Below are 24,833 nucleotides of genomic sequence, written 5' to 3' on the forward strand. Positions count from 1 at the left end.
CGAAGACTGCCTTAGCTAACCGATTAAGATCGACTCTTCAGGGTAGGTCACCAACGGGCGGGGCTGCTGTTGGGCCAAAGCCAAGACGATGGTCAGTGCCCCCAAGCGGCCCCAGAACATCACCAAAACGATGATCAGTTGGCCAAACAAGTTCAGCTCCCCGGTAAACCCCGTCGAGAGACCGCAGGTGGCAAAAGCGGAGATCACTTCAAACAACACCGGATCCAGCCTGCTGTTGCCGTGGGAAATCAAGATCAGCCAGGCCGCCAACAGCACCACAAACAGAGAAACCGTCAGCACCGCCGCCGCCTTGCGCACCATCGAGGGATCCAAACTGCGCCCGGCAATCTGGGCGCTGGGCAGGCCGCGGGCATAGCCCCACAGGGCCAGCACCAACACCGCCAAGGTTCCGGTGGTGATGCCACCCCCCATAGAAGCCGGAGCTGCCCCGATAAACATGAGAGCCATCAGCAACAACCGACTTGCCGGGGTCAAATCCTCAATGGGGATCCCGGCGAACCCGGCGGTACGAGCCGAAACCGATTGAAAAAACGTCAGGCCCAAGCGGCGGGGCCAGTTCAGCTCCCGCAGGGATCCCTCGGGCAAACTCTCGGCCAAGAACATCCCCAAGCCGCCTGTGCAGAGCAAGGCCACTACCACAACCAGAGTGATGCGGGTGTGCAGAGAGGGACGGTGGCCCCGCGGCCAAGTTAACAAATCCGACAAAACCGGGATGCCCAAGCCGCCGATAAAAATCAGAGCGCCCAAGATCGCCAGCGACAGGCCATCCGTAGGGATCCCCTCCTGCCCAAATAGGTCGAACCCCGCATTACAGAAAGCTGACACGGCGTGAAAAATGGCCAGAAAAACCGCCCGACCTGGCCCGTAGAGATCCCGCCAATGCACCCAGAGCAGCAGGGCCCCTCCCAGCTCGATCAGGGTGACCCCGATCAACACCCGCCGCGTCAATTCCAGAATGGCCCCCGGATCGATCAGGCCCAGCGAATTGCACAGCGCCAAGCGGTTGAGCAGGGAGATGCGCCGCCCGATCAGTTGGAACACCACCACCGCCAAAACCATGAAGCCCACCCCGCCAATTTGGATCAACAGCAGCAAGACGATCTGGCCGAACAGAGTGAGATCCTCCGCCGCCACAATCGTCGAGAGCCCCGTTACGCTCAGGGCGGACATGGCCGTGAATAGCGCCTCATTCCAGCTCAAGGGATCTCCGCGCCCGATTCCCGGCAGCATCAGCAGCAAAGTTCCCACCACCGCCAGCAGGCCCAACCCTGCGACCAGGCGCAGAGGCGGCGGCAGCGGGCGACGCCTGTCCCCAAAAACGAGCCGATGCAAGCGGTTGGCCGGGATCCAAGAGGACTGAGGCAGCATCAGGCGAGGGCTTCCCGCAGCTCGGGCAGACCCCCAGCCCCCAGCCCCCTCGGGTTGCGACGGCGGGACACAACCCTCTCTCATCGGATCCCCCCTTACATCTCGTTCAGCCGCGAGATATTGGTATTGGCCCCCAGCACCACCAGCAGATCTCCCTTCTCCAACAGGTAGTCTGCTGGCGGTGAGACCACCAACGATTGTTTTCGCTTCACCACCAAGACCGTGATGCCAAAGCGGCGACGCAAGTCTGACTCCGCCAGCGTATGGCCCACCAACGCCTCCGGCACCTCCAGCTCGGTAATGCCGTAGCCCGGCTCCAGCTCCAATTGATCCAGGATCCCTGGTGCCGTCAACACCTGAGCCAGACGCCGGCCCGCCTCCTGCTCCGGCAACACCACCCGATCGGCGCCCACCCGCAAGAGAATCGAGCGCTGCCGCTCCGTCGAAGCCTTGCAAACCACGTTGCGCACCCCTAAGCTCTTGAGGGCCACCGTCGTCAGCAAATTGCTCTCGAAATCGCTGCCGATGGCCACCACCACCGTGTCGAAGGAGAGAATATCCACCGCTCGCAGCGCATCCTCATCGCTGGAATCCAGAGCCACCACCTGCGTCAGTTGATCCGCCAGACGCTGCACGATCTCCCGGCTGCGGTCGATCCCCAAAACATTGTGCCCCCGCTCCATCAGCGTGAGGGCCAAACTCGTGCCGAAGCGTCCCAGACCGATCACCGCATACTCGCGATCCGCTCGCCCCATGCGCCCCCTTGCCCTTTACTTCAAAACCAAACACCAATCATAGGCTGACGCAGCAGGGATCGGGCAGGGCTGAGATCCTAGGCAGACTCAGGCTTGGGCAGGGTGGAAGGGTGAGGGATCAGCTCGTGCGTGGAACGGCGCTCCACCATCTCGGCGGTGATGCGGATGTACTTTAGGTCACGGCGGGAGGGCGCCTCGTACATTACATCCAGCATTAGCTCCTCCACAATGGCCCGCAACGCCCGCGCCCCCGTTTTGCGACGGTAGGCTTCCTTGGCAATGGCAGAAATGGCAGCCGGCTCGAACTCCAGCTCCACCCCGTCCATGCGCAACAGCTTTTGCGCCTGTTTGAGAATGGCATTCTTAGGCTGCGTCAAGATGGCCTCCAGCGCCTTCTCATCCAGCGGATCCAAAGTGGCCACCACCGGAATTCGTCCCGTGAATTCGGGGATCATGCCGTACTTGATCAAATCCTCCGGCTCCAAAGCTTTGAGGGCGTTGGCCATGCGCTGCTCACGGGTAACTGCTAGCTGCTCCCCTGGCTTGATAAAGCCCATCGACTTTTTGCCGATGCGCTGCTCGATTACCTTCTCTAGGCCGACAAAAGCGCCCCCGCAGATAAAGAGGATATTCGAAGTATCGATTTGAATGCAGTCTTGGTAGGGGTGCTTGCGTCCGCCTTGGGGGGGCACGTTGGCGATGGTGCCTTCCAGCATCTTCAGCAAAGCCTGCTGCACCCCTTCGCCGGAAACGTCGCGGGTAATGGAGGGGTTTTCGCTCTTGCGGGCAATTTTGTCGATTTCGTCGATGTAGATGATGCCGCGCTGGGCTGCTTCCACATCCATGTCCGCCACCTGCAGCAGGCGCAACAGGATGTTTTCCACATCTTCGCCGACGTAGCCGGCTTCGGTGAGGGTGGTGGCATCGGCAACAGCAAAGGGCACATCCAACATGCGGGCCAGGGTTTCGGCCAGCAGGGTTTTGCCGGAGCCGGTGGGGCCGATGATCAAGATGTTGGACTTTTGCAGCTCCACCTCATCCAGCTCCGCAGCTCCGAGGCTGCTGGGGTTGGCCTTGGCCGCTAGGCGCTTGTAGTGGTTGTACACCGCCACCGACAAGACCTTCTTGGCCTTCTCTTGGCCGATCACATATTGGTCAAGATAACGCATGATCTCGCGCGGCTTAGGCAACTGCGCCAGAGAAGGCAGGCTGCGAAAAGATTTCTTGGTGGTTTCGCGACGACTGGGGGCAGGGGCAGTGGCAGCAGTAGCAGGAGGGTTGCCGTCGTAGAGCTCCTCATCCAAAATTTCGTTGCAGAGCTCCACACACTCGTCACAAATGTAGACCCCCGGCCCTGCAATCAACTTACGCACTTGATCCTGGGACTTATTGCAGAAGGAGCACCTTAAGTGGGAGTCATATTTGGCCATGGGATCCTCGTTGCTGCTTGTTCTTGGCTATCCTATCCGGCAAAAGCCAGAGGAAGACTGGACATTCAAACAAATCAAAGCGTGGGGCAAATCGGCTATGAGAGTGTAGGAATGCCGAGGCGGGTGGAACTCACTGGTCTATCAGTCTAGCATCTCCGCTGGGCTTGTTCCCAGGCGAAGTGCTCAGAGATTCTTGTGAGATAACTGTGACCCCCCTAGACAGGTCTACAGAAAAACCGCCCGACTGAACGCCGAGCGGCAGATGGTGTGAGGAGTGAACGGAAACATGCGTCTCCGCTGATCCCATCATAGTAGAACTTACCCGGCCCTGGCAAAGATGGCTATCGAAGGCCAAGGGATCTTTCAGTTAAGTTGGATGCTTTCGGGGGGGTGTGACGGCCTTTGTTGGCAACCAAAAAGGGGAAGGAACTGTCCGTGTTTCGTTCGCTTCCCCCCTATTGGCGTCCACTCCTCACTAGAGTTGAATCATAAATCATCCCTGCCGTTAGAACAACCCACTTTCCCCAAGTTTTCTGGGGATCTACCCCTGTCAAGGCTGCGGATCACCGGATTCCAGGGCCAACAGCTCCGCTTCGCTCAGCAGGGGGATCCCCAATTCTTGCGCCTGCTTGAGCTTGGAGCCGGGATCCGACCCCACCACCACATAGTCGGTTTGGCGGCTGACGCTGGCGGTCACTTTGCCGCCGCGGCTCTCAATCCAAGCCTTGGCCTGCTGGCGGGAGAGGGTGGGCAAGGTGCCAGTGATTACAAACTTCTTCCCGGCCAGCACCTGGGAAACAGCAGGGGCCTTCTGCTGGGGCAGGGCAGGGATCCCCAGCTCCCCCAGCTCCTGCAACAACTTCTGGTGGGCGGGATCGGCAAACCAGGCCACCACCGCCTCGGCAATTTCCGCCCCTATCCCGTAGATCTGGGCGATGTCTTCAGCCCTGGCCTGGGCTAAGAGTTCTGGGGCGGGGAAATGCTGGGCCAAAGTCTGGGCGGTCACCACCCCCACATGGGGGATCCCCAATCCATATAGCACCCGCTCCCAGGGCTGTTGGCGGGAGCGCTGAATGGCCTGCACCAGCTTCTGGCTGGAACGGGATCCCATCCCTGCCAAACTCTCCAACTGTTCCGGGGCGAGGCGGTAGAGGTCGGCCACGGTGCGCACCCCCAGCTTTTCCACCAACTGGGCTACCCGCTTTTCCCCTAAGCCCTCGATATCCAAAGCGTCGCGGCTGGCCCAGTGCTGCAGTTCCCCCCTGATCTTGGCCGGGCAGTCTGGGTTGGGGCAGCGGGTTATCGCCTCGCCGGCAGGGCGAACCAGGGGGGTGTGGCATTCGGGGCAGTGGCTGGGCAGGCGGTAGGGAACAGCGTCGGGGGGGCGCAACTCTTTGAGGATCCCCACCACCTCGGGGATGATCTCCCCGGCTTTGCGCACGATGGCCGTGTCGCCGATGTGCACATCCAGCTCCTCGAGGCGATCGGCATTGTGCAGGCTGGCGCGGCTGACGGTGGTGCCGGCCAGAAGCACGGGCTCGAGCTCTGCCACCGGGGTGACGGCGCCGGTGCGGCCTACGCTGGCAAAAATGGCGCGGATGCGGGTGGGAACTTCTTGGGCAGGGTATTTGAGGGCAATGGCCCAGCGGGGAAATTTTTGTGTAAAGCCGGCCTCCTCTTGCAGCCGCAAGGAGTTGAGCTTCACCACCACGCCGTCGCAGGCGTAGGGGAGCTGGGCACCCCGCCACCGCTCGTAAAATTGGATCACCTCCTGCAAGCCCCGGCACACCTGGGAGAGGGGGTTGACCGGAAATCCCAGTTCCTTGAGCTGCCGCAGACACTGCCACTGGGTTTGGGGGGGATCCCCGCTCGGCCAGCCTTCTGGCCAGTGGAGGGCATAGGCAAAAAAGCTGAGCTTGCGGGCGGCGACAACGCGGCTATCCAATTGGCGCAGGGTGCCGGCGGCGCAGTTGCGCGGGTTGGCAAAGGGGGGATCCCCAGCGGAGCGGCGCTCTTGGTTGATGCGCTCGAACTCAGCCAGGGCCAGATAGACTTCCCCCCGCACCTCCAAAACGGGAGGCGGATCTGCCGTCGCCAGCCGCAGGGGAATGGAACGAATGGCGCGCACGTTGGGGGTGATGTCCTCTCCGGCCTGACCGTCCCCCCGGGTAGCGCCCCGCTCCAAAAGACCATCGAGGTAGGTCAGGGCCAAGGCGGCGCCATCGATCTTCAGCTCACAGACGTATTCCAGCTCCTCCTCTGTCTCGCTGTCGCGGCCCAAAACTCGCAGCAGGCGCTCTTGCCACTCCTCTAGCTCTTCTGGGTTGAAAGCATTTTCCAAGCTGTGGAGGGGGATGCGGTGGAAGACAGTAGGAAAATGCTCTGCAGGTTTTTCTCCCACCCGCTGGGTAGGGCTGTCGGGGGTGACCAGTTCGGGGTAAGCCCGCTCCAGCTCTTGCAGCTCCCGGTAGAGGCGGTCGTAAACGCTGTCTTCCAGGATGGGGGCATCGTGGACGTAGTAGGCGATGCTGGCCTTCTGCAGCAGGGCGCGCAGCTCGCGGGCGCGCTCTTCCAGTCTGGGATCCATACCGTTTGGGTGAGCAAGATCTACCCCCAGGTTAGGGCTCCTGGGGAGCAAATAAGTAGGAGCCGATATTCTCCAAGCTGGGAGGATGCACGAAGGGGATGATCAAGATGGCCTGTTGGGAGAATCGCCGGGGGAGCTGGGCCAGAAGGGCTTGGTGGCGGCGGCGGAGGGCCTCTCCCAAGGGGGTGGAGTCCTCTAGCCAAACCCGATTGAGAACGGCGTAGGGATGGGGGATCCCCAGGGCATCCAACTCCGCCAAAAGACGCTCGGTTTCGGCCAGAACTGCCTGTTCGGGGTTGAAGACGGGGACAAAGCTAACAAACTGGGGATCCCGCAGCCGCCGCTGGAGCTGGCGCACCTGGGCCAAGAGATCCCGCAGCCGCTGCGCCCATTCCGGCCTGCCCACCACGTCGCGGTACTTTAGCCACAGCTTCAGGGCCAGGCTCACCCAGCCTTCTAGGGCCTGCGGCATCTGCAAAAAGCGCAGGAGATGGCCGGTGGGGGCGGTATCCACCACCACCAGGTTGAACTGGCCGCTGGCTTCTTGTTCCAGCACCGTCAGCAGGGCCATCACCTCGTCTAGACCGGGAGGGGGCATCTGCAAAAGCTGCCGCCAAGCCTGGGGGTCGTACTGGACTTCCACCCCTGCCGTCCCCTCGCCTGCCAAAATGGCCGCCACCTCCTCCAGGTAGTCTTGGCGGAAGCGCTCCAGCACTGCCGCCGCCTCGATCTCCTGGCCCAGCAGGTTGGGCAAGAGAGGCAGTGGCTCCTGACCCAGCTTCGTCTGAAACAGATCCCCCAGCGAGTGGGCCGGGTCGATGGAGACCAGTAAGAGCCGCTGGTCGGGATGGCGCTGGGCCAAGTTCCAGGCTAGGGCCCCGGCCACCGTGGTCTTGCCCACTCCGCCCTTGCCCCCCACCAGCACAAGGCGGATCCCTTGGGCCAAAAAATCTGGAAGGCCCAAAGCCTGGCTCTGCCCAGAAGCAATCCCAAGGACTTCGTCCCGCTGCGGCGAAGGGGAGAGTTCCCCCGGGGCGGGGATCCCTGCCAACTGCGGCAGCACCTCTGGCAAAGGGCGAAGCTGCTGCACCAGCTTGTCCAGGGCCGTCGGCCCAATCGGCTCCTCCAGTTGATAGGGACAAACCCAGATGGGATAGCCAGGCAGCTCCTCTTGAAGCGTTTTTAGCCAGCGCCACTGCTCCTGCTGGCGGGCCAGGTAGAGAGGCGAGGGGCGGCTGGGGGTTGCTTCCGCTTTTTCCCCTGCGGCCGCCACCGTCCCTAGCAGCACCTGGTTGACCAGAAGACCCCCCACAGGCACACGGCGGCTTTGCAGTTGTTGACAGAAGCGGCGGGTCTCCGCCACGCTCAAGGGCTCCGGGATCAGCACCAGCCAAGCAGAGGTGCTCTCCGGGTCGGTGAGGCGGGCTTTGCCTCCCTCCAGCTCACTTTGTAGCCGGGTCAAAAAGGCATCGGCCTCATCCGGTCGATAGGTGCCCGTCAGGGATTGGACAACCTCGCGGTGCTTGGCCTGGAAGGTGGCAAACACCGCCAGCAGATTATCCAAAAAGTCAGGCAACTCCAACAGCCGCAGGGTGTGGCCGGTGGGGGCCGTGTCCAGGATGACTGTGTCCACCTCTTGGCCTGCCAGCAGGCGGTTGACCTCGAGGATGGCCATCAGCTCGTCCACCCCCGGCCAGTCCAGATCCCAAAGGGGCAACAGATCCTCTCGCCCCAGCCAACTGCCCCGCTCGGCAATGAGCTCCAGAGCAGGGCCGTAGGTCTGCTTGAAAGACTGCAGCAGCACCTCGGCCTGGAGAGCCCGCACCTGCAAGTTCGGCCATTCGCGCAAGCGGTGCGGAGCACTTTCCGGCAGGGGTTGGGGGGTGTCGGCCACCGGGATCCCCAGCACATCCCCCAGGGAGTGGGCCGGATCGGTGGACAGCAACAGCAGACGGCGCTCTGGTTGCCTCTGGGCTAGGTGACGGGCCAGGGCACAGGCCAGGGTGGTCTTGCCCACGCCCCCCTTGCCGCTCAACAGCAGCAAGCGGCAGGAAGCCGATCGCGTCAGCGGGACGTAGTCCACGAGCCGGTCAAAGGGGGAGTTGTCGAGCTGAGCGGGCTGCAAAGGGATCCCTCGCGCGCAGGTCACCCCTATTCTGGCCTGGATCTCCCTTGGGGATACCCCAGCCCGCCGAGGTGGGCTCTCGCCAACTCCAGTCGGCGGCGTCCTCTGTCCCAGGCCAGCAGCGCGTGGATCCCAAGCCAAAAGCCCGTCCACAGCCAGTTGTGCAACCAGATCTTGCCCAAGATGGGCAGGGTCAAGCCCTCTGTTCCGCCCAGCACCAGGCCGGCTGCCAAGATTAGCCCTTCAAAAGCAAGGAACCCTAGGATCAGCATGACCAGGATCCAAAGGTAATTGCGCAGCCATTGCCGAGGTTGGACAGGGTGGGGCTGGAAAAAGAGCGGGCGATAGCTGGCCAGCCACGCCACCCCCACCGTGCCGATCCCCAAGACCAACCCCCAAGCCAAAGAATCAGGGGTACGGGGATAGTTGTGCCAGGTGTAGCCAAAGATTTGGTTGGCCAGCCAAATCATCGAAGCGCTGACGATTGCCCTTTGGCGAGTTAACGTGGTGCCCGTGACGATGCCAACAGTTACAAAAGGCAGTGTACAGGTATAGGCAATGTTGCTAAGGCAGCCGATGGTGGTCAATAGGCTGGGCCAAAATCGACCTTGGGCTAGATCGCGGGTGGCTTGGATCCAAATGACCTCCGGGATCCCGCGGCGGGTTTTGGGGATGGACTGGACAAGAGCTTGTAGGCTGACCATAGGCTAATCCCCAGGAAAGAGGTGAGCTTTTAAGGGACACTTGTTCAGCAGGTGCTCCTGGACAATTTGCCGCGCTACTGGGGGTGTGACTTGCTTGTACCAGGTGCGGTCACCAGAGTAGAAAACCACCGGCCCTTGTTGGCAGACTTCTAGGCATCCTGAGGTGATAACCGGAACATCCAGATTGGCCTCGCGCAGGGCCGATTGCAAAGCTTCCACCACCGGCTGATAGTGGCGAGAAGGATAGCAGCGGCTGGAACGGCAAACCGCCAAATAGGGCCGCTTGAGAGGGTTATCTGCGTAAGGGATCCGCTCTTTTCCCTCGACGTAAATGGCTCGCAGGCGTTCATAAAGGGAAAGCCGCTGATAGTCGGCTTTGCCTTCGGGCAGGTAGTCTTCTCCTGGCCCCAAAAAGGGACTGGGCAAAAAGATCTGCAGCAGCGATTCCTCTGCCCCGTTCCAAAACTGGATCCCCCATTGGCGAGGCTGGCCCTGCGGATTGAGGCGGCGATAGAGTGCGGCGCGGCCGACCAATCTTTTGCGGCGCAGCTCAGGAGGAGTTCTGCGGTAGGGGCCGCCCTGGTGTTCCTCCAAACACAGATGCAAATGCCAAGTTTCCGTGGCCACGGTCAAGTAGCCGTCGTAGAGCACACAGAGAGTAGGGGGATCCTTGAAGGCCGCTTCCAGGACGCCACCCTCCACCACCTGGCCCACTTGGATCTCGGCCCAGCGCTCCTGAAAGAGCTCATAGAGCAGCGGCCCAAGACAGTCGATGTGAGCCGGGATCCCTTCGTAAACGGTTGTCCAGCCGATGGGGGAAACCTCTTGCCAAGTTTGGTTTAGGGGTGTGACCCAGGGATTGAAAACAGCCATAGGTTGCTCCTATTGGATTGGCGGAATGCGGGCAATCACCCCCTTTTTGATGGGGCGCTCTGCCCAGGGCAGGATCCCATCGGGCTTTGTCAAATACAGCTCCGCCGTTTGCAAGATTGGCTCCACGTCTTTTGGATCGAGATCGCCAAAGACATAGGTCATCTTTCGGGGGGCTGCCAGCGCAACCACACAAGCGTGGCTGCAGCCGCTCATACAGGCAACTGGCTTCAGTTGCAGTTGGGGATTGAGCCTTTGGGATTGCAAGGCAGCTAGGAGCATTTCTCCCTTGCTGATCCCTTCTTTTTGGCCGTTGACCCAGCGAGATCCGCAGGTGGTGCAAACCCAGAGGCAATGTTTAGACTCAGCTTGAGCCAAAGTTGTCGATGGAGAAATAGAGGGAAAGTTGGTCGCGCTCACCATAGAGTTGTATCCAAACTCCACTGCAAAGCAGACAATTCCACCAGGACAGCTTGTTCTAGATAGTTAGCCCAAAATAGCCCGAGAGGATGCTAAAATTGCCCCCGCAAGCTCACCCTCAGCGTGCGGCCAACGCCGGGATAGCCGGGGAAAACTTCATACTGCTCATCCAGCAGGTTGTCGATCCCCAACTCTAGGCTCAGGGCCTCAGTCAACGGGATCCCTCCCCGCAAAGCCACGGTGGTATAGCCTGGCAGGGATTCCGTATTGGAGTTGTTGGTAAAAAAGCTCCCAATGTGATGGACCAAGATCGAGCCGTACCCGCCCTGCTCATAGCGATAGGTTAGGCCTAGGTTGAAGCTATCGGCTCCCACAAAGGCTAGCTGTTTGCCAACTGTGGCCGGGTTAAGTGCAGCGCGGATGATGGGATCATTGAGGGTGTAGTTGGCAAAAAGCGTCCAGTTTTCCCCCAAACGCAAATCCAAAGCCGCTTCCAGGCCAGTGTATTCGACCAGCCCAATATTCTCATAGGTTCCCTGGCGCGGCCCCAGGCTGACAAAGGTGATGCCATCGCGGATGCGGTTGTGGGCAAACGTTAGCCGCAGCAGGCCAAAATCTCCCAGGCTCTGATCCAAGCCAACGTCAAAGCTCTCCCCTCGCTCTGGGCGGAGATTGGGGTTGCCATCCACTTCAAAAAAGCCTCGCAGCCGAAAGAATAATTCCGAGATCAAGGGGGTGCGAAAGCTGCTGGCGTAGTTGGCTCTCAAGGTGGTGCCTTCCGCCACTGTCCAGCGGATCCCCACAGCCGGCGAGGTGGCCGAGCCATTGGCCAAACTGCTGAAGTCCTGGCGCATGCCCAGATCAAGGTGGAAGTTGGGATCCGGGCTGTAATCCAGGCGGGCAAACAGGGCGCCCTGGTTAACCGTATCGTCGTAGTTGATATTGGCAGAACCGTTGGCAAAGGAAAAAGTTGTATTGCGAGCTGAGATGGAGCGATAATCTACCCCCAAAGCTCCCTCTAGGTTTTCGCCGGCTTGCCAAGCATACTGCAGCTGGGATCCCCAGCCATTGCGCAGGATGACGTCGCGGGATCCCTGGCTTTGCGGAGCACTGAAACGGTAGTTGAGATCGTCAAAAAAGACTCTTGCCTGCAGGGATCCTGTTGCCTGAGTCCACAGCCAACTGAGATCCAGCAGCAGATCGTTGGTGTTTTGCTCTGCATCGGGAGAGGGAAATTCCACACTGCTGGGCACACGAAAGGCTTTATTGAGGTAGAGGGCGTTGGCTGTTAGGACTTGGTCTTTGGCCAGTTGCCAGGTAAGCTTGGCCTGCAAGTTGTGGTACTCCACCGCCGAGTTTTCCCGCTTGCCTGACTTGCCCAGCCGCTCAATTGCAAAGGGAAAGTCGTTGTTACTTTTCAGACGGCGATAGCTGAGCACCCAGCCCAGATCCTGGGCTTGGCCCCGACTTTGGATCCCTTGCTCATTGAGGCCGTAGCTGCCGACCGCCGCTTCCAGCACCGTCTCCGTTTCTGGCTGTGGCTCCACCGTAACGATGTTGATCACGCCGCCAACAGCATCCGAGCCATACAGAGTAGAGCCGCCACCGGGAGAGACTTCAATTCGCTCGACAATATCTGTGGTGAGTTGAGAGAGGTCAAACCCGCCAAAGAAGCCCAGATCGTTGAGGGGGCGGCCGTCCAAGAGCACCAACACCTGCGCCGTTCGCGCCCCTCGCATGAATTGAGAGCTAAGAGCTCCCAACTGAGTTCCCGCTGTGCCATCGCTGAGGATCCCAGGCAGATAGCGCAGGGCTTCTTGCACCGTCCTTGCCCCTTGCTCGCGCATCTGCTGGCGGGTGATGACATAGACTGGGCGCGAAGAGTCCCGCAGCAAGCCAGGGCGGCGAAACGGTGTAGTGACGGGTTGATTGAAAATCTCGGCACTAAGACTGGTGTCCAAGACCGCTTGCGCCCAGGCTGGGATCCCCAAACTCCAGCTCCCCAGCCCAAGGCTGAGACATACAACAATTACTTTCATCCGGTTTCTCCTGCTTCCGTGCGACGCGGAAGAGCTAAGCTGTGAGCCAAAGCCGCAGGCGGGCATCCTGACTGAGGGCCTTAGCCCATCACAGTTGCGGCACAGCGCCGGATTTGCACCGGACTTTCCCCATTGCTTGCCCTGGCTGATCCCCAGAGCAACCTGACGGCACGGCTTTCTCCGCAGTCCTTTTGGAAAAAGCCGTGCTAGGCATCATACATCCCCTGCTCGGGAGTTCCTATCCTGCCGGGGGGGATCCCTGGGCAGTGATATCAACGGAAGATCATCTCCGCCACTGCGTCAAAGCCGGCGTCCAACAGGCGATCCAGGACTGACTGGGCCTGGCTGCGGCTGTCGTAGAGGCCGGCCTGCAGCATCGTCCTGCCGTTGAACACGGTCTCCACTGCCTCAGGGACGAGCTGCCGCAGCCGCTGCAAATCGTCGCTGCCCTTGGGGGTTACCAAGACGCGAAACTGGGTTGCCGCTCGCGTCAGCGGGACGGAGTCCTTGTCGGCAGCCTGGGCAGGAGGAGCTGGGGCCGAGCTTGAGGGTGCAGAGGAGGAGGTAGGAGGGTTTTCTCTGGCTTGGCGGCGGGCCAGCGGCGGCAGCAGGGTGGTGATGTCGGTAAGGGGAGCTGCAGAGGCCTGGCGGACAGGGGCGGCAGGAGCCGGCTCAACCGGCTGGGCAGGCGTGGTAGAGCCATCGGGGGTGAAGGGAACGGCAACAAACTCCTGGGGTTGCGTGCTTGACGGCTGGCTGGGGCCGCTGGGCAAAATACGCCCTCCCGAGCCCGCTGCAGGAGGGGGAAGGGGGGCCGTCGATTGCGGCACCGCCACCACCGGTAGGTTTGTGGAAGTTTCGGCTGGCTTGGCCACCGCCGGCTGGGGATCCCGGCTGGGAGCCGGGGGGGCGCTGGGCAGCGTCAGGCCGCCGGCAGCAATGGGTGGTGGGGCGCTGCTGGGCAGGGCAGCAACCGTGGTTTGGCCCGCTAGATCCAGCTCCCCTTTGGTTTTGCCCGCCAGTTGGTTGCCGTTGGCGTTGAGGCGCAGGCCGCGGGTGGCGTTGTGGATGTCGTACTGGCCGTTGCCCTCAAAAATGTTGTTGCCGGGATCCGAGGCCGTGCCCAGATCGGGCTGGGCGGTGGTGATAGCTGTCAGGCCAGTCTCCAGGTTGCGGGCGATGAGATTGTTGCGCAAGATGGGCCGGGCGCTGCCGCCAACCACAATGCCGGTGCGGTTTTGCAGGATGCGGTTGTTGCGCACCATCGGCGCCGAGCGCTGGTCGATGGTGAGGCCAAAGCCGGTCTCTTGGAAGAGGTTATTGACAATGGTGGGCTGGGAAGTACCCAAGACGGAGATGCCGTTGGCCCCATTTTTGTAGAAGCGGTTGCCCTCTATCCAGGGGTTGGAGGCGCCGGCAAGGAAGATCCCGTCGTGGATGCTGCCCACAAAGCTGTTGTTGAGAATGCGGGGGGAAGCCGATTCTATCCAGAGGGCATAGCCGCGCCGCCCCTGGTTGCGCAGGGTAACTCCGCGCACCTCTGAGCCGGTCTCGGCCAGCAGAGCAACATTTTGCCGGGCCAGGGTCGGGCTCATGTAGGTGCCGCCGCCATCGATCAGGTAGCCCTCCCCTAGGTTGGACTCGTCCCCGCGCAAGATAAGGCCAGCTTTGAGGCGGATGGGGAAGACTTCGCCGCTTTCTGCGCTGTAGATCCCCGGCAGCAGCTGGATGATGCTGCCCGCTGGCGCTTGTCCAATGGCATGGGTGATGGTCTTGAAGGGGTTGTTGCGGGATCCATCCCCTTGGGTATCGCTGCCGTTGGCGGCATCGACAAAAATGGCCGGGCGGTCGTCCGGCAGCGGTGGCGCCTGGGGCAGGGCCTGCTTCTCCAAAAGGCCGGTGTCCAGGGAAGTTTGCGCCCAACTGGGATCCCTTCCTGCCGCCAGCAGTAAGCTGGTGCTCAACAGCAGAGAGGCGGCCAGTCGTGCCAGGGTTGGGGAACCATGACGCTGCAACCACAAGTCAGGCAGGACTGCTGTAAATTGGTGTTCGCCGGATTTCTGCAGACGGATAAACGATAAGGAAGCGATCATAGGAGTCATCCTCACACCAGGCTGGGCCAGAGAAGGAAGGAGGGTCGAGGCTATCCTACCAAACCCGAGAGGCGGGATCCTGCCCTCTTCCCCAACTCCAAATACGGACTGACGCAGGCTTTTTTTGTAGATCCAACGCTACCCCTAGAGTATACCCTTGCCATGACCGAAGAAGCCCTTGCCCGCGAAGGCTCCTCCCAAGAGTTGCCGCTGGCTTCCCTCTCGTCTGGGCGCCCCCTGCTTAATCTGCTGCTGTTGGGGATCCCGGCGGGGCTGCTGGCGCTGGCGGGGTTGACGGGGCAGCCGGCCCTGGGCTGGGGGGCAGTGCTGGCTTGGCTGGGCTTGGCCGGCTGGTGGGGGCAGCCGCTCTGGGTGCAGATTGGGCGCGATCTCTGGCAGTGGCTAACCACGTGGCCCAGCCTGGGATGGGCGGCAGCAGCCCTCGGCTTGGCCGTGGCAGGAGCAGTGGTCTGGAGTGGGGTTCTCTCAACCCTGCGATCCCTAAGCTGGGAGGCGATCGGGGCTTTGGGGGAGGTGTTCGGTGCTACCGGGCAGATCTTCATCGCTCTCCTGGCCGCCTATATTGCCTGGCGGCAGTACGTTATCTCCCGCGACCTCACCATCCAGCAGAACACCATTACCCAGCAGCAGACCATCGACGCCTACTTCGAGGGCATCTCCAACCTGGTTCTCTCCCCTGATGGGCAGTTGGACGACTGGCCCCTGGAGCGGGCCATCGCTGCCGGGCGCACGGCGGCGCTCCTCAACGGCGTGGATCGCTTCGGCAAAGCCAAGATCCTGCGTTTCCTCTCCACCGCCAATTTGCTCAGCCCCCTGCGCCGCGACGAACACCTGGGCCGGCCCATCTTGGACGGCAAAGGCGGCTACCAGCGGGATCGCCTCAACGGGATCCGCGTGGTTAACCTGGGCACCATGCTGGAAGGGGCCGACCTGCATGGCACCCTGTTGCGGGGGGTGGACTTCAGCGAGGCCAGCCTGGAAGGAGCCAACCTGCAGGATTGCGATCTTAGCCACACCAACCTCTGCGGGGCCAACCTGCGCAATGCCGACCTGCGCGGGGCCGATCTCTACCGCGCTTTGCTGTTTGTGGGATCCCTGCAGACCGCTTCCCCGGCCCAGCCAGGACAAAAGCCCGATTTCAAAACGGGAGCCTATGCCGGCGCCATCGTGGCGGGAGCAGACTTCCGCGGCGCCCGTCGCCTTTCCCCCGAACAAAGAGCCTACCTGGCCACCTGGGGGGCCAAACTGGATCCCGGCCCTTCGCCCCCCAATTCCCGCTTGGATCCCGGCGGCAAAAGCGAGCCCTTACCCCCTCCTGCCGAGCCGCCGGCCTCGCTACGGCCCTGATCCAGAGCAATGGCCGGCAACCCTGGGTTCAACGCCAGCGCTGCCGTGGTCATGGCAAACAGCCACGAAACAGCTTGTGAGTTGATCCCAGCTCCCCTCTCCCTCTGGGAGAGGGGCCGGGGGTGAGGGCAGTCCCTCTGGGAGAGGGATCGGGGGTGAGGGCAGTCCCTCTGGGAGAGGGGCCGGGGGTGAGGGAATGCTCCCTCTGGGAGAGGGGCCGGGGGTGAGGGAATGCTCCCTCTGGGAGAGGGGCCGGGGGTGAGGGCCTGCCGGAGAACCGTTCACGCTAGCTTGAAATAGCCCTAATCCCTCAACTTTTGCCCATGGCCCGCTTGTTCACCAAGTTCTGTCTGCTGGAGCGCTACCTCTTTGGACAGATGCTCACCCCCCTTTTGGCCGGTATAGCTGGGGGAACCCTGCTGCTTTTGGCGGGCCGGCTTTTTACCCTGGCCGAGCGGCTGGTCGAGGGATCCGTGCCGCCCCTGACGGTGTTGCGGCTCTTGATGTTGGATCTGCCGGAGATGGTGGTGCTGGGCATGCCCATCGCTGCTTTTTTTGCCACCATGCTCACCTTGGGCAAGCTGAGCGGCAACAGCGAGATTACCGCCATGCGGGCAGCCGGGATCCCGTTTACGCGCATCTTTCGTCCCCTGTTGCTGGTGGGGCTGCTCATGAGCCTGAGCGCTTTTTTGATCAGCAACGTGCTCTTGCCGGCCAGCAAACGGGAAATCCGCCGCATTGACCAGCAGGCGCTCCTGGCCCAAGCTACAAGCCCGGTGCAATACGACGTCTTTTTCAAGACCGCTCGCGTTGGCGGGACGGAGTCCTTAGACAACCTCTGGTTTTTCATCCGCCAGGTGGATCCGCGGCTGAATACCATGCAGGATGTCACTATCCTGCGGGTGGATCCCTTGCCGGGGGGCAAGTACCGGTTGGCGGAAGTGACGCTGGCGGCCCAGGCGGTGTGGAATGGCCTGGACTGGACCCTCAGCGAAGGAGTGACCCACCGCTACGGCCCCGATGGCCTCAGCCTGGCCGAAGAGCCCTTCGACCGCAAGCCGCTGGCGGTCTCCCAAGATCTGGCCGCCCTGTTGCAGCCGCCAGTTCCCCCCAACGAGCTCAGCCTACCGGAGCTGGCGGAGCGCATCTCCCGCCTGGCCCGCTCCAACCTCAATACCCAGCCCTTGCGCACCGAGTTCCACATGCGCTTTTCCCTGCCCCTGGCCAGCTTTTTTGCCGTGCTGATTTCCCTTCCCCTGGGATCCAGCACCGCTCGCCGTGTGGGCCGCTATGGCGGCGTCGTCTTCGGGATCCTGTTGGTGTTTGCCTACTACGTGGTGCTGAGCGTATCTCGCAGCCTGGGAGAAGCAGGAGCCCTTCCTCCCTGGGCAGCAGCCTGGAGCTTCAACCTCCTCTTCGGTAGCCTCGGCCTGCTGCTCTTGGCCCGCTTCCTGCGCTAGGGATCCCTTCCGGGCGGAGCAACCCCCAACCTAGCCAGGGATCCACCGGATCCCTTCAACACAGTTTCCGTCCCCTTGCGGGGAAAAGGTAGGGATTTTGGCCGGTCTGCGCAGGCCAGGGATCCCATCCCAGCGCCGGTCTGTCTAGACTGGAGAACAGCCCTGTGGGGATCCCTATGCGCATTGGCGTGCCCAAAGAGATCAAAGAGCAGGAGTTTCGCGTCGGCCTGACGCCGGCGGCGGTGCGGGCCCTGACCGAGCAGGGGCACCAGGTGTGGGTGGAGACCCAAGCCGGCCAGGGGGCGGGCTTTAGCGACGAAGACTACCAAAAAGCGGGGGCCAAGCTGGCCGCCACACCGGAGGAGATCTACCGGCAGCAGTTGGTGGTGAAGGTCAAAGAGCCCCTGCCCGCCGAGTATCCCTTGCTCCATCCGGATCTCATCCTGTTTACCTACTTGCACCTGGCGGCCAGCCGCGAGCTGACCCAGGCCCTGCTGCGTTCGGGGGCCACCTGCCTGGCCTACGAGACGGTGGAGCTGCCCGACGGATCCCTGCCCCTCTTGATGCCCATGAGCATGATTGCCGGGCGGCTGTCGGTGCAATTTGGCGCCCACTACCTCACCCGTCAGCAGGGGGGGCGAGGCGTGTTGCTGGGCGGGATCCCAGGGGTGCCGCCGGGGCGGGTGGTGATCCTGGGCGGGGGCACGGTGGGCACGGAGGCGGCCAAGATGGCCGTCGGGCTGGGGGCGCGGGTGCAGATTCTGGACATCAACCTGCAGCGCCTCAACGAGCTGGAGCTGATCTTCGGGTCGCGGGTGGAGCTGCTCTACAGCACCGCCCAGAGCATCGAGGAGTGCGTCCGCGAGGCCGACCTGGTGGTGGGAGCAGTGTTGGTGCCGGGCAGCCGCGCCCCGGTTTTGGTGAAGGAAGAGCTGGTGGCCCAGATGCGGCCCCGCTCTTTGATCGTGGATGTGGCCGTGGATCAGGGGGGGTGCATCGCCACCACCAAGGTCACCACCCATGCCCAGCCGGTTTACGAAGCCCACGGAGTCTTGCACTACGGGGTTCCCAACATGCCGGGGGCCGTCCCCTGGACTTCGACCCAGGCGCTGGTCAACGCCACCCTCCCCTACGTCCTCAAGTTGGCCAACCTTGGCTTGAGCGCCGCCCTGGAGCAGGATCCGGGCCTGGCCAAGGGGCTCAACATCCGGGGCGGAAAGCTCATCCACCCGGCGGTGCGGGCCACCTTTCCCGACTTGAGCTAGCTTGGGCCAGCTTTCCCGTCGGGATCCCTCCCGCTACTGCCGCCAGGCCAAGAGGTAGCGCTCCAGAGCGGCGAAAAAAGAGTAGAGCAGAACACCCATGAGGCCGAGGGCAACCAAGCCGGCAAAGGCCAAGGGCACATCAAAAGAAGAGCTGGCGGACACAATCAGGTAGCCCAGCCCGCGGTTAGAGGCCACCGTCTCCGCGATCACCGCGCCGACAAAGGCCAGCGAAATGGCCACCTTCAGCGAGGCAAACAGATAGGGCAAGCTGTGGGGAAGCCCCACCTTGAGGAAGATTTCCCAACCGCTGGCCCCCAGGGAGCGCAGCACATCGCGCATTTCTGGCTCCACCGTCTCCAGGCCTACCGCCACATTCACGGCAATGGGGAAAAAGGCCAGCAAAAAAGCTGTAATCACCGCCGGGATCATGCCCAGGCCAAACCAAATCGCCAGCAGCGGCACCAGGGCCACCTTGGGGATGGTATTAAACCCCACCAGCAGTGGGTACAGACACAGATGGGCCAGGCGGGAGCTGCCGATAAGGGATCCCAGCAAGATCCCGCCCACCAAAGCCAGCCCAAAAGCCAGCAGGGTTGAGCTGAGGGTAAACAGCGAGTGCCCCAGGATCACCTCGTCCCACTCCTGCATCGACTGCCAGATCGCGCTGGGCGCAGGCAAAACAAAGCGGGGAACCTGCAACAGCCGCACCCCTGCCTCCCAAAGGCCAAGGGTCAGCAGCAGGGTGACCACCGGCAGGAGCAGCGAGGCCGCTTTCGTCTGGAGAAATCGGTCAAAGGAGTTCTTCATCTGGGTTGCGCGGCGATCTATGGCGATCTATCGAGAAAACTTTGGTTAGCTGCTGCGCCGTTCGCGTCAGCGGGACGGAGTCCTTATGTGCTTGCGCACTTCCGCAACCAAGTGGTGAAACTCGTCCGTCAGGCAGATCTCCAACGGGCGCGGGCGGGGCAGATCCACCTTGAGGGTAAAGACAATCTCGCTAGGCCGCGACCCCATGACATAAATGGTATCGGAGAGGAAAACCGCCTCCCGCAGATCGTGAGTGATGAGAATAGTCGTGCAGCCGGTGCGCAGCCACAGCCGCTGCAACATCTCCCACATCTCCTCGCGGGTGAAGGCATCCAGGGCGGCAAAGGGCTCATCCAGCAACAACAGCTCCGGCTGGTGGATCAAAGCTCGACAGAGGGCAACCCGCTGCCGCATCCCCCCGGAAAGCTGCCAAGGATAGGCTTTTTGGAAACCATCCAAGCCCACGGCGGCCAACAGCTCCAGCGCCGACTTTTTGTGCTGAGCCAGGTTTTGCCGGAAGGTGCGCTTGTAGGGCTCTACCACTTCCAGAGGCAGCAACACGTTCTGTAAGGTAGTGCGCCAGGGCAGCAGCACCGGATTTTGGAAGGCCATGCCCACCCTCTTGAGGGGGCCGGTGACGGGCTGCAACCGAAAGTAAAGGGTGCCGCCGTGGTTGGTGTTGAGGCCGGCTATCATCTTCAACAGAGACGTCTTGCCGCAGCCGCTCGGCCCCACAATCGAGACAAACTCCGAGTGGGCCACCGAAAAGCTGAGGTCGCGGATGATCGTGACCGGGGATCCCTTGCCGGGGTACTGCAGGGAGACGTGGCGCAGCTCCAGGATAGGCTTGTCCAAGAGCCCAAGAGAGACACTGCTCTGGGCCACCTGCTGCGACTCCAACATCGACTCAACTCCGGTGGTTTTCACGGCCAGCCTCCTTCCCATTACACCAGAGAGGAGAGCAACCAACTGTATTGCCCAATACTCTGCCGTCCAGCAGCAAGGCCGGTTCTTCGGGGCTGCCGCCTACTGGTGCTCGAAGACGTTGCTATATCCCAGCAGATCCAGCTCCACCAAGGTGGGCAGGTGTTGAAAACAGCGCTGCGCCAGCTCCCAGCGCTCCTCCCGCTGCAACATCTGGGCCAACTTGTGGCGCACCGGGATCAAATAGCGGACATCGTTGGCCGCATAGTCCAACTGCTCCGGCGAGAGGGACTGGACAGCTCCCCAGTCGGAGCTTTGGGCGGCTTTGTTTAGCTCCACCCCGCACAGCTCGCTCACCACGTCCTTCAGGCTGTGCTTACTGGTGTAGGTGCGGGCCAGCTTGCTGGCTACCTTGGTGCAAAAGACTGGCCAGGCCTGGATCCCCAGGTGGTAGCGCAGCATGGCCAAGTCAAAACGGGCGTAGTGGAAGATCTTTTCGATGTTGGGATCCGTCAGCAGCCGCGCCAAACGGGGGGCCTGCTTCACGCCGCGGCTGAGCCGCAGCAGCACCACCTCGCCGGCAGCGTTAGCTATTTGCACGACGCAGAGCCTGTCCCGCTGCGGGATCAAGCCCATCGTTTCGGTATCCACGGCCAACTGGGATTCGCCGGCCAATGCCTCCACAACCTCTAGAGCGAGATCTTCATCACAAAGCTGAAAAGGCTGCAGGCCCACGCCGGCTCCCTCAAAAGAATGGTTTGGCTGTAGAACCAAGCAACGGCGGCTTAGGCAAACTACCAGCTCGACTTGACCACGCCCGGCAGCAGGCCGCGGTGGGCCATTTCCCGCAAGCTGTTGCGGCAGAGCCCGAAATCCCGGAAATAGCCGCGGGGACGCCCGGTTTTCCAGCAGCGGTTGCGCAGGCGGGTGGGCGAGCTGGCCCGAGGGAGTTTTTGCAGTTGAGCATGCAGCTCCATGCGGGTGACCTGGTCGATGTTGGGATCGGCCATGGCCGCCTTTAGTTGTTGGCGCTTCTCCCGATATTTTTCGACCAAGCGCTGGCGCTTTTTCTCCCGCTCGATCATGCTCTTTTTAGCCACGGCTCACCTGTTTTTCCAATTTTTCAGCTTATCTAGAATAGCGAGAAGTCCTCCCCTCAGGCAAGGGGATCCCAAAGCCGGCCATCCTCGCTGCTCCCCTTGCTTGGGCTCCGTAGGATCCCTGAGGCCAGCCTCTTGGCTTGGGGGCAATCTCTTTCTGTAGGCAAGGTTGGTGGTGGGTGATGACCCTTTCCAAAGTGATCTCGTTTGTCGCCGCCAAGTTCAAGGTTTCCCCAGAGCAGATCGAGGCCACCCGCGTGATCCTCCACAAGCCCCCGGCTTTGTTGGCGGTGCTCAAGTCGGCTCCGCCGCTGCCCAAAGAGGTTTTGCAGGATCCCAGCTTGGCTTATATCTATCCGGCCACTTTTATTCAATGGTCGAAGTGCATGCATGGCCTGGCGGAATGGGATGATGTGCCCGCCCTGAGCTACGCCGACTATGTGGCGCAGATGGAGCTGACCTTCCTGCCGACGGATATTGCTGTCGAGGCCGCCAACAGGGACTAGCGCAGGCGAAAAACCCGTTCTGAGGCCTGGCGGACAAACTCCTTGAGCCAGCCCGCTTTTTGGGTGCTCTCCACCTGGGCCCTGACCACCGCCTGCATCCCCCCTTCCCCCCAGCTTTGGTTGCGCTGGAAATACTCGATGAAGCTTTTGCCGGCAATGCGGGTGAGATAGCCGGCGCTGGCCGCCTGGATGGGGGCTGTCGCCAAAAAACCGACCACGCTCACCTCAGCCACCGTAGCCAGGAGCCCGGTGGTCAGTTGGATCGCCCCTTCCACCAGCCCCAGGCCAGCCAGGGTCTTGGCCAGGGACAGGGCCAGTTCCCGCCCCTGCTGCAGGTTCATCTGGCAGCCGTAGAGGGATCCCAGCTCCACCACCATCTGGGCGTTGATGGCGGCAATGGCCAGCAGATCCAGCGCCGGGATGGGGTTGACAAACACGACGCCGGTCACGATCCACTGAAAGCGATCGATCACCTCCTCCGCCTGGCGGCGCAACTGCGCCTGGATGATCCGCTTGGCCTCTTCCCCCAACTGCTGCGATTGCAGCAGGGCATTGTCCAAGGCCAGGGATCCCCCTTCGGCGTAGAGCACCGCCTGGACGCGATCCCGCACCGCCGCCACCTCGGGCTCCGGTTGCCAGGTTTGGGATCCCAGCCGCACGGGGGCCGGGTCAGCAGCAGCCAGCAGCACATCTTCCGGTTGGATCAGGGGGTAAACCCGTTCCCGCAGGCGCTGCAAGAGGAGCTGCCGTTCTTCCGAGGTGTAACGGTCGATTTTGTTGAGCACCAGCAGAGCCCGCTTGCCCAGGGCGATCAACCGGCGCAAGGGATCCACCTCCGACTGGCGCAGATCCCCATCCACCACCACCAACAGCAGCTCGGCGGCCTGGGCCTGGGCCTGCGCCTCCTCTTCCCGCATCGCCCCTGCCGGCCCGATCTCCAAAATGCCCGGGCAGTCCACGATCTGCACCGGGTGGGGGATCCCGGGCAAGTCCCAATCGTAAACCGCCACCGTCTGCGTGGTGCCCAGCGTTGCCCCCACCGCCCCCACCCGCCGCCCCAGCAGCGCGTTCACCAGCGAGGTTTTGCCCGCCGATCCGGTGCCGAAGACCACCACCTGCAGTTGGGGCTGGGCCAACTGTTGGGCCAGCCGAGCTGACCGCTCCGCCAGCGCTGCCCGCGCCACCTGATCCTGGATCTGCGCCATCTGAGCTTCTAGGTGCGCCAGGTTGCGCCGCGCTGCCTCCCACTTCTCGGCAGGGGTCTCCGGGGGGGCCGGCCTGGGAAGCCTCTCGGTTTTAGGGGCGGGGCGGAACAGAAACAAGTAGTAGATGGAAGCGGCCAAAAACACCAGCAGCAGCAACACCAGCACCCCGATCAACAGCCCCCCCAAAATCGGGTGGTAGCGGGTGGCGTAGTACAGATCCAAAAACGATTGGATCAGCCAGACAATCAAGCCCGTGAACGAGGCCAGCAGCGCCAACAGCAGCAGCAAGCGCAGATAGGGAACCGATCGCATAGGGATCCAGGGCCACAACCGTTCGCGTCAGCGGAACGGAGTCCTTTTGACTCTAGCCGTGGCTGCCCTTGTCCGACTACTCAGATCTCGCCCTCAGGCTGTAGGGGCGGCTCTTCCCCTTCACACCGGGATCCCCCCTCGATGACCCGAATGGCCTGCGGCTCCCCATCCACCTTCACCTGCAGATGGCGCAACTGCCAGGCTGTTCGCGTCAGCGGGACGGAGTCCTTACCGGCCACCCCCCGCTCCGACTCCACAGCCACCTCGCCGGTGCGCCGGGATCCCGTGATCAAAAAGGACAGACAGGCCCAGCCGGCTTGCTCATCCTCCTGAAAGCGCAGCCGCGAGGGCCAGCCCGGACGCAGGGGATCCCCTAGCTGCTCCACCACCACCGCATTCTGTTCGAGCTGCTCCACCGCCAACTGGTAGGTGCGATAGGCTCCCGAAGCGCGGATCCCATTCCAAACCAGGATCCCTGCCCCCGCCAGCCCCAAGCCCAGCACCGCCAGGAGGCCCAGACAACCACAGCCGCAGCAGCCCAGCGGGACAGCACAGCCAACTTGTTGGGGACTTTCCGACATGGCCAACCGCCACCGCAGAGTGCCCCTACACTAACACAAAGTTGCCGCTCATCCTGGTTGCCTTCCTGTCCCACAAAGCCCAGATAAAAGGCCAATCAAGCCTACGCCATTTGTCGGTAACGAGCGACGCTTCCCAGTTCCGTATTGCTACAGACATCTGTTTGTAGCTTCAAACAACAGCTCGGAAAATCATGGAATCGGCCACTCTTTGGCAAGTTCAAGCAACCCATTGTTGAGTCTAATTCCGCACTGCAGCGAAGGTTGGATCCCTACGTATCAAGTTGCTGGCTTTGCTCCCGATTAGCCGAGAAAAGCTTGCACCACAAAGATTCTAGGCTTTTTCCTCGGATGGGATCTGGTCGCATCAGCGGGACGGAGTCCTTATGAATCAGCAGTCAATGAACACCTCGAAAGCCCCCATTCTCGAATCCGCTATTTGGCGGAGTCAATATCAGAGGGATTTATCGAGAATAAGAGCAGCAAAAAATCTCGATTTAGCAGCATGAATCTATGAACGAAGCGACAACCATGACCGTGCAGCAGATCATTCAAACCGCTATGATCACCGGTCTGCTCACCGCTGCTCAGGAACACGAGCTCAACGTGAGGCTGTTCCGAGATGAGTGCTCCGAGGCCGACCTCTTCCTGCTGCGCCGCCTGCACCGCTGCCTACGCCAGGGATCCATCCGCCAGATCCCGGCCTTGCACAACACCATAGTCGTTGGCCGCTTCGGCCCACCCCTGCGCCCGGTGCCGGACAGAGCCGAGGACGCACAGCCCCAAGCTTCTGGGCCGAAGCTGGTGCCTCAGCCTAACCCCAAGGTCAGCTAGAAACCGCAGGAACCCCGCCTTGTACCTGTAGGGTCAGGGTCGAGAGGAATGCGGATAAAGAC

21 protein-coding genes and 1 riboswitch are annotated in these 24,833 nt (G+C 61.8%); of the genes, 5 read left to right on the forward strand and 16 right to left on the reverse strand.

From position 1 onward, the window contains the following. Positions 1–15: 15 nt before the first annotated feature. The 10 genes from NW851_RS09395 to NW851_RS09440 all read right to left on the reverse strand — a co-directional run bounded on the left by NW851_RS09395 (position 16) and on the right by NW851_RS09440 (position 14,412). On the reverse strand, positions 16–1,389 hold the full coding sequence (locus NW851_RS09395; RefSeq protein WP_414338025.1) for a TrkH family potassium uptake protein: 1,374 nt from the start codon (positions 1,387–1,389) through the stop codon (positions 16–18). A 95-nt stretch (positions 1,390–1,484) separates the two neighbouring features. After that, positions 1,485–2,144, reverse strand: a complete 660-nt coding sequence (locus NW851_RS09400) for a potassium channel family protein (protein ID WP_414334721.1) — start codon at positions 2,142–2,144, stop codon at positions 1,485–1,487. Positions 2,145–2,221: 77 nt separating this feature from the next. Further along, on the reverse strand, positions 2,222–3,574 hold the full coding sequence (gene clpX, locus NW851_RS09405; protein ID WP_414334720.1) for an ATP-dependent protease ATP-binding subunit ClpX: 1,353 nt from the start codon (positions 3,572–3,574) through the stop codon (positions 2,222–2,224). 550 nt (positions 3,575–4,124) lie between these two features. Then, positions 4,125–6,161: an NAD-dependent DNA ligase LigA gene (ligA, locus tag NW851_RS09410; protein WP_414338030.1), complete on the reverse strand. Its 2,037-nt coding sequence runs from the start codon at positions 6,159–6,161 to the stop codon at positions 4,125–4,127. 31 nt (positions 6,162–6,192) lie between these two features. Then, entirely contained in the window at positions 6,193–8,310 is a 2,118-nt protein-coding gene (locus tag NW851_RS09415) for an ArsA family ATPase (protein ID WP_414338033.1), read from the reverse strand. A 2-nt stretch (positions 8,311–8,312) separates the two neighbouring features. Next, positions 8,313–8,990, reverse strand: coding sequence for a hypothetical protein (locus NW851_RS09420; RefSeq protein ID WP_414338036.1), 678 nt, complete (start codon positions 8,988–8,990; stop codon positions 8,313–8,315). Between the two features lie 3 nt (positions 8,991–8,993). After that, entirely contained in the window at positions 8,994–9,863 is an 870-nt protein-coding gene (locus NW851_RS09425; RefSeq protein ID WP_414338039.1) for a (2Fe-2S) ferredoxin domain-containing protein, read from the reverse strand. A gap of 9 nt (positions 9,864–9,872) precedes the next feature. Then, on the reverse strand, positions 9,873–10,283 hold the full coding sequence (locus tag NW851_RS09430; RefSeq protein ID WP_414334715.1) for a DUF1636 domain-containing protein: 411 nt from the start codon (positions 10,281–10,283) through the stop codon (positions 9,873–9,875). Positions 10,284–10,372: 89 nt separating this feature from the next. Beyond that, a complete protein-coding gene (locus NW851_RS09435) occupies positions 10,373–12,319 on the reverse strand; it encodes a TonB-dependent receptor plug domain-containing protein (RefSeq protein ID WP_414334714.1) in 1,947 nt (648 codons plus the stop codon). Between the two features lie 39 nt (positions 12,320–12,358). Then, positions 12,359–12,500: riboswitch (cobalamin riboswitch) on the reverse strand. 91 nt (positions 12,501–12,591) lie between these two features. After that, the gene (locus tag NW851_RS09440; protein ID WP_414338043.1) at positions 12,592–14,412 is read right to left on the reverse strand and encodes a DUF1565 domain-containing protein; all 1,821 of its coding nucleotides are present in this window, start codon (positions 14,410–14,412) and stop codon (positions 12,592–12,594) included. A gap of 162 nt (positions 14,413–14,574) precedes the next feature. Here NW851_RS09440 and NW851_RS09445 point away from each other — a divergent pair, with 162 nt between their 5' ends. The 3 genes from NW851_RS09445 (at position 14,575) to ald (ending at position 18,505) form a co-directional block, all read left to right on the forward strand. Next, positions 14,575–15,780 (forward strand): pentapeptide repeat-containing protein, encoded by a 1,206-nt coding sequence (locus tag NW851_RS09445; protein WP_414338046.1) that lies wholly within the window; start codon positions 14,575–14,577, stop codon positions 15,778–15,780. Positions 15,781–16,103: 323 nt separating this feature from the next. Then, entirely contained in the window at positions 16,104–17,240 is a 1,137-nt protein-coding gene (locus NW851_RS09450) for an LptF/LptG family permease (protein ID WP_414338049.1), read from the forward strand. Between the two features lie 176 nt (positions 17,241–17,416). Continuing rightward, positions 17,417–18,505, forward strand: coding sequence for an alanine dehydrogenase (gene ald / locus NW851_RS09455; protein WP_414334380.1), 1,089 nt, complete (start codon positions 17,417–17,419; stop codon positions 18,503–18,505). A 33-nt stretch (positions 18,506–18,538) separates the two neighbouring features. On the opposite strand, the gene NW851_RS09460 is transcribed toward ald, so the two are convergent. The 4 genes from NW851_RS09460 to rpsN form a co-directional block, all read right to left on the reverse strand. Further along, positions 18,539–19,312 carry an ABC transporter permease gene (locus tag NW851_RS09460; RefSeq protein WP_414338052.1) on the reverse strand — a complete coding sequence of 258 codons (774 nt, stop codon included), beginning with the start codon at positions 19,310–19,312 and terminating at the stop codon, positions 18,539–18,541. Positions 19,313–19,378: 66 nt separating this feature from the next. Then, entirely contained in the window at positions 19,379–20,239 is an 861-nt protein-coding gene (locus NW851_RS09465) for an ABC transporter ATP-binding protein (protein WP_414334383.1), read from the reverse strand. A gap of 99 nt (positions 20,240–20,338) precedes the next feature. Next, on the reverse strand, positions 20,339–20,971 hold the full coding sequence (locus NW851_RS09470; RefSeq protein ID WP_414334385.1) for a ribonuclease D: 633 nt from the start codon (positions 20,969–20,971) through the stop codon (positions 20,339–20,341). A gap of 59 nt (positions 20,972–21,030) precedes the next feature. Next, on the reverse strand, positions 21,031–21,336 hold the full coding sequence (rpsN, locus tag NW851_RS09475; protein WP_414334387.1) for a 30S ribosomal protein S14: 306 nt from the start codon (positions 21,334–21,336) through the stop codon (positions 21,031–21,033). 182 nt (positions 21,337–21,518) lie between these two features. Here rpsN and NW851_RS09480 point away from each other — a divergent pair, with 182 nt between their 5' ends. Continuing rightward, positions 21,519–21,842, forward strand: coding sequence for a hypothetical protein (locus tag NW851_RS09480; protein ID WP_414334389.1), 324 nt, complete (start codon positions 21,519–21,521; stop codon positions 21,840–21,842). Here NW851_RS09480 and NW851_RS09485 read toward each other — a convergent pair. Next, a complete protein-coding gene (locus NW851_RS09485) occupies positions 21,839–23,359 on the reverse strand; it encodes a YcjF family protein (protein WP_414338057.1) in 1,521 nt (506 codons plus the stop codon). The genes NW851_RS09480 and NW851_RS09485 overlap by 4 nt on opposite strands. A gap of 80 nt (positions 23,360–23,439) precedes the next feature. Then, positions 23,440–23,940, reverse strand: coding sequence for a cytochrome c oxidase assembly factor Coa1 family protein (locus NW851_RS09490; protein ID WP_414338059.1), 501 nt, complete (start codon positions 23,938–23,940; stop codon positions 23,440–23,442). A gap of 510 nt (positions 23,941–24,450) precedes the next feature. On the opposite strand from NW851_RS09490, the gene NW851_RS09495 reads away from it, so the two are divergent. Continuing rightward, a complete protein-coding gene (locus NW851_RS09495; protein ID WP_414334394.1) occupies positions 24,451–24,771 on the forward strand; it encodes a hypothetical protein in 321 nt (106 codons plus the stop codon). Positions 24,772–24,833 lie beyond the last annotated feature (62 nt).

The organism is Synechococcus sp. H55.7, from assembly GCF_047462395.1.
Lineage (GTDB): Bacteria > Cyanobacteriota > Cyanobacteriia > Thermostichales > Thermostichaceae > Thermostichus.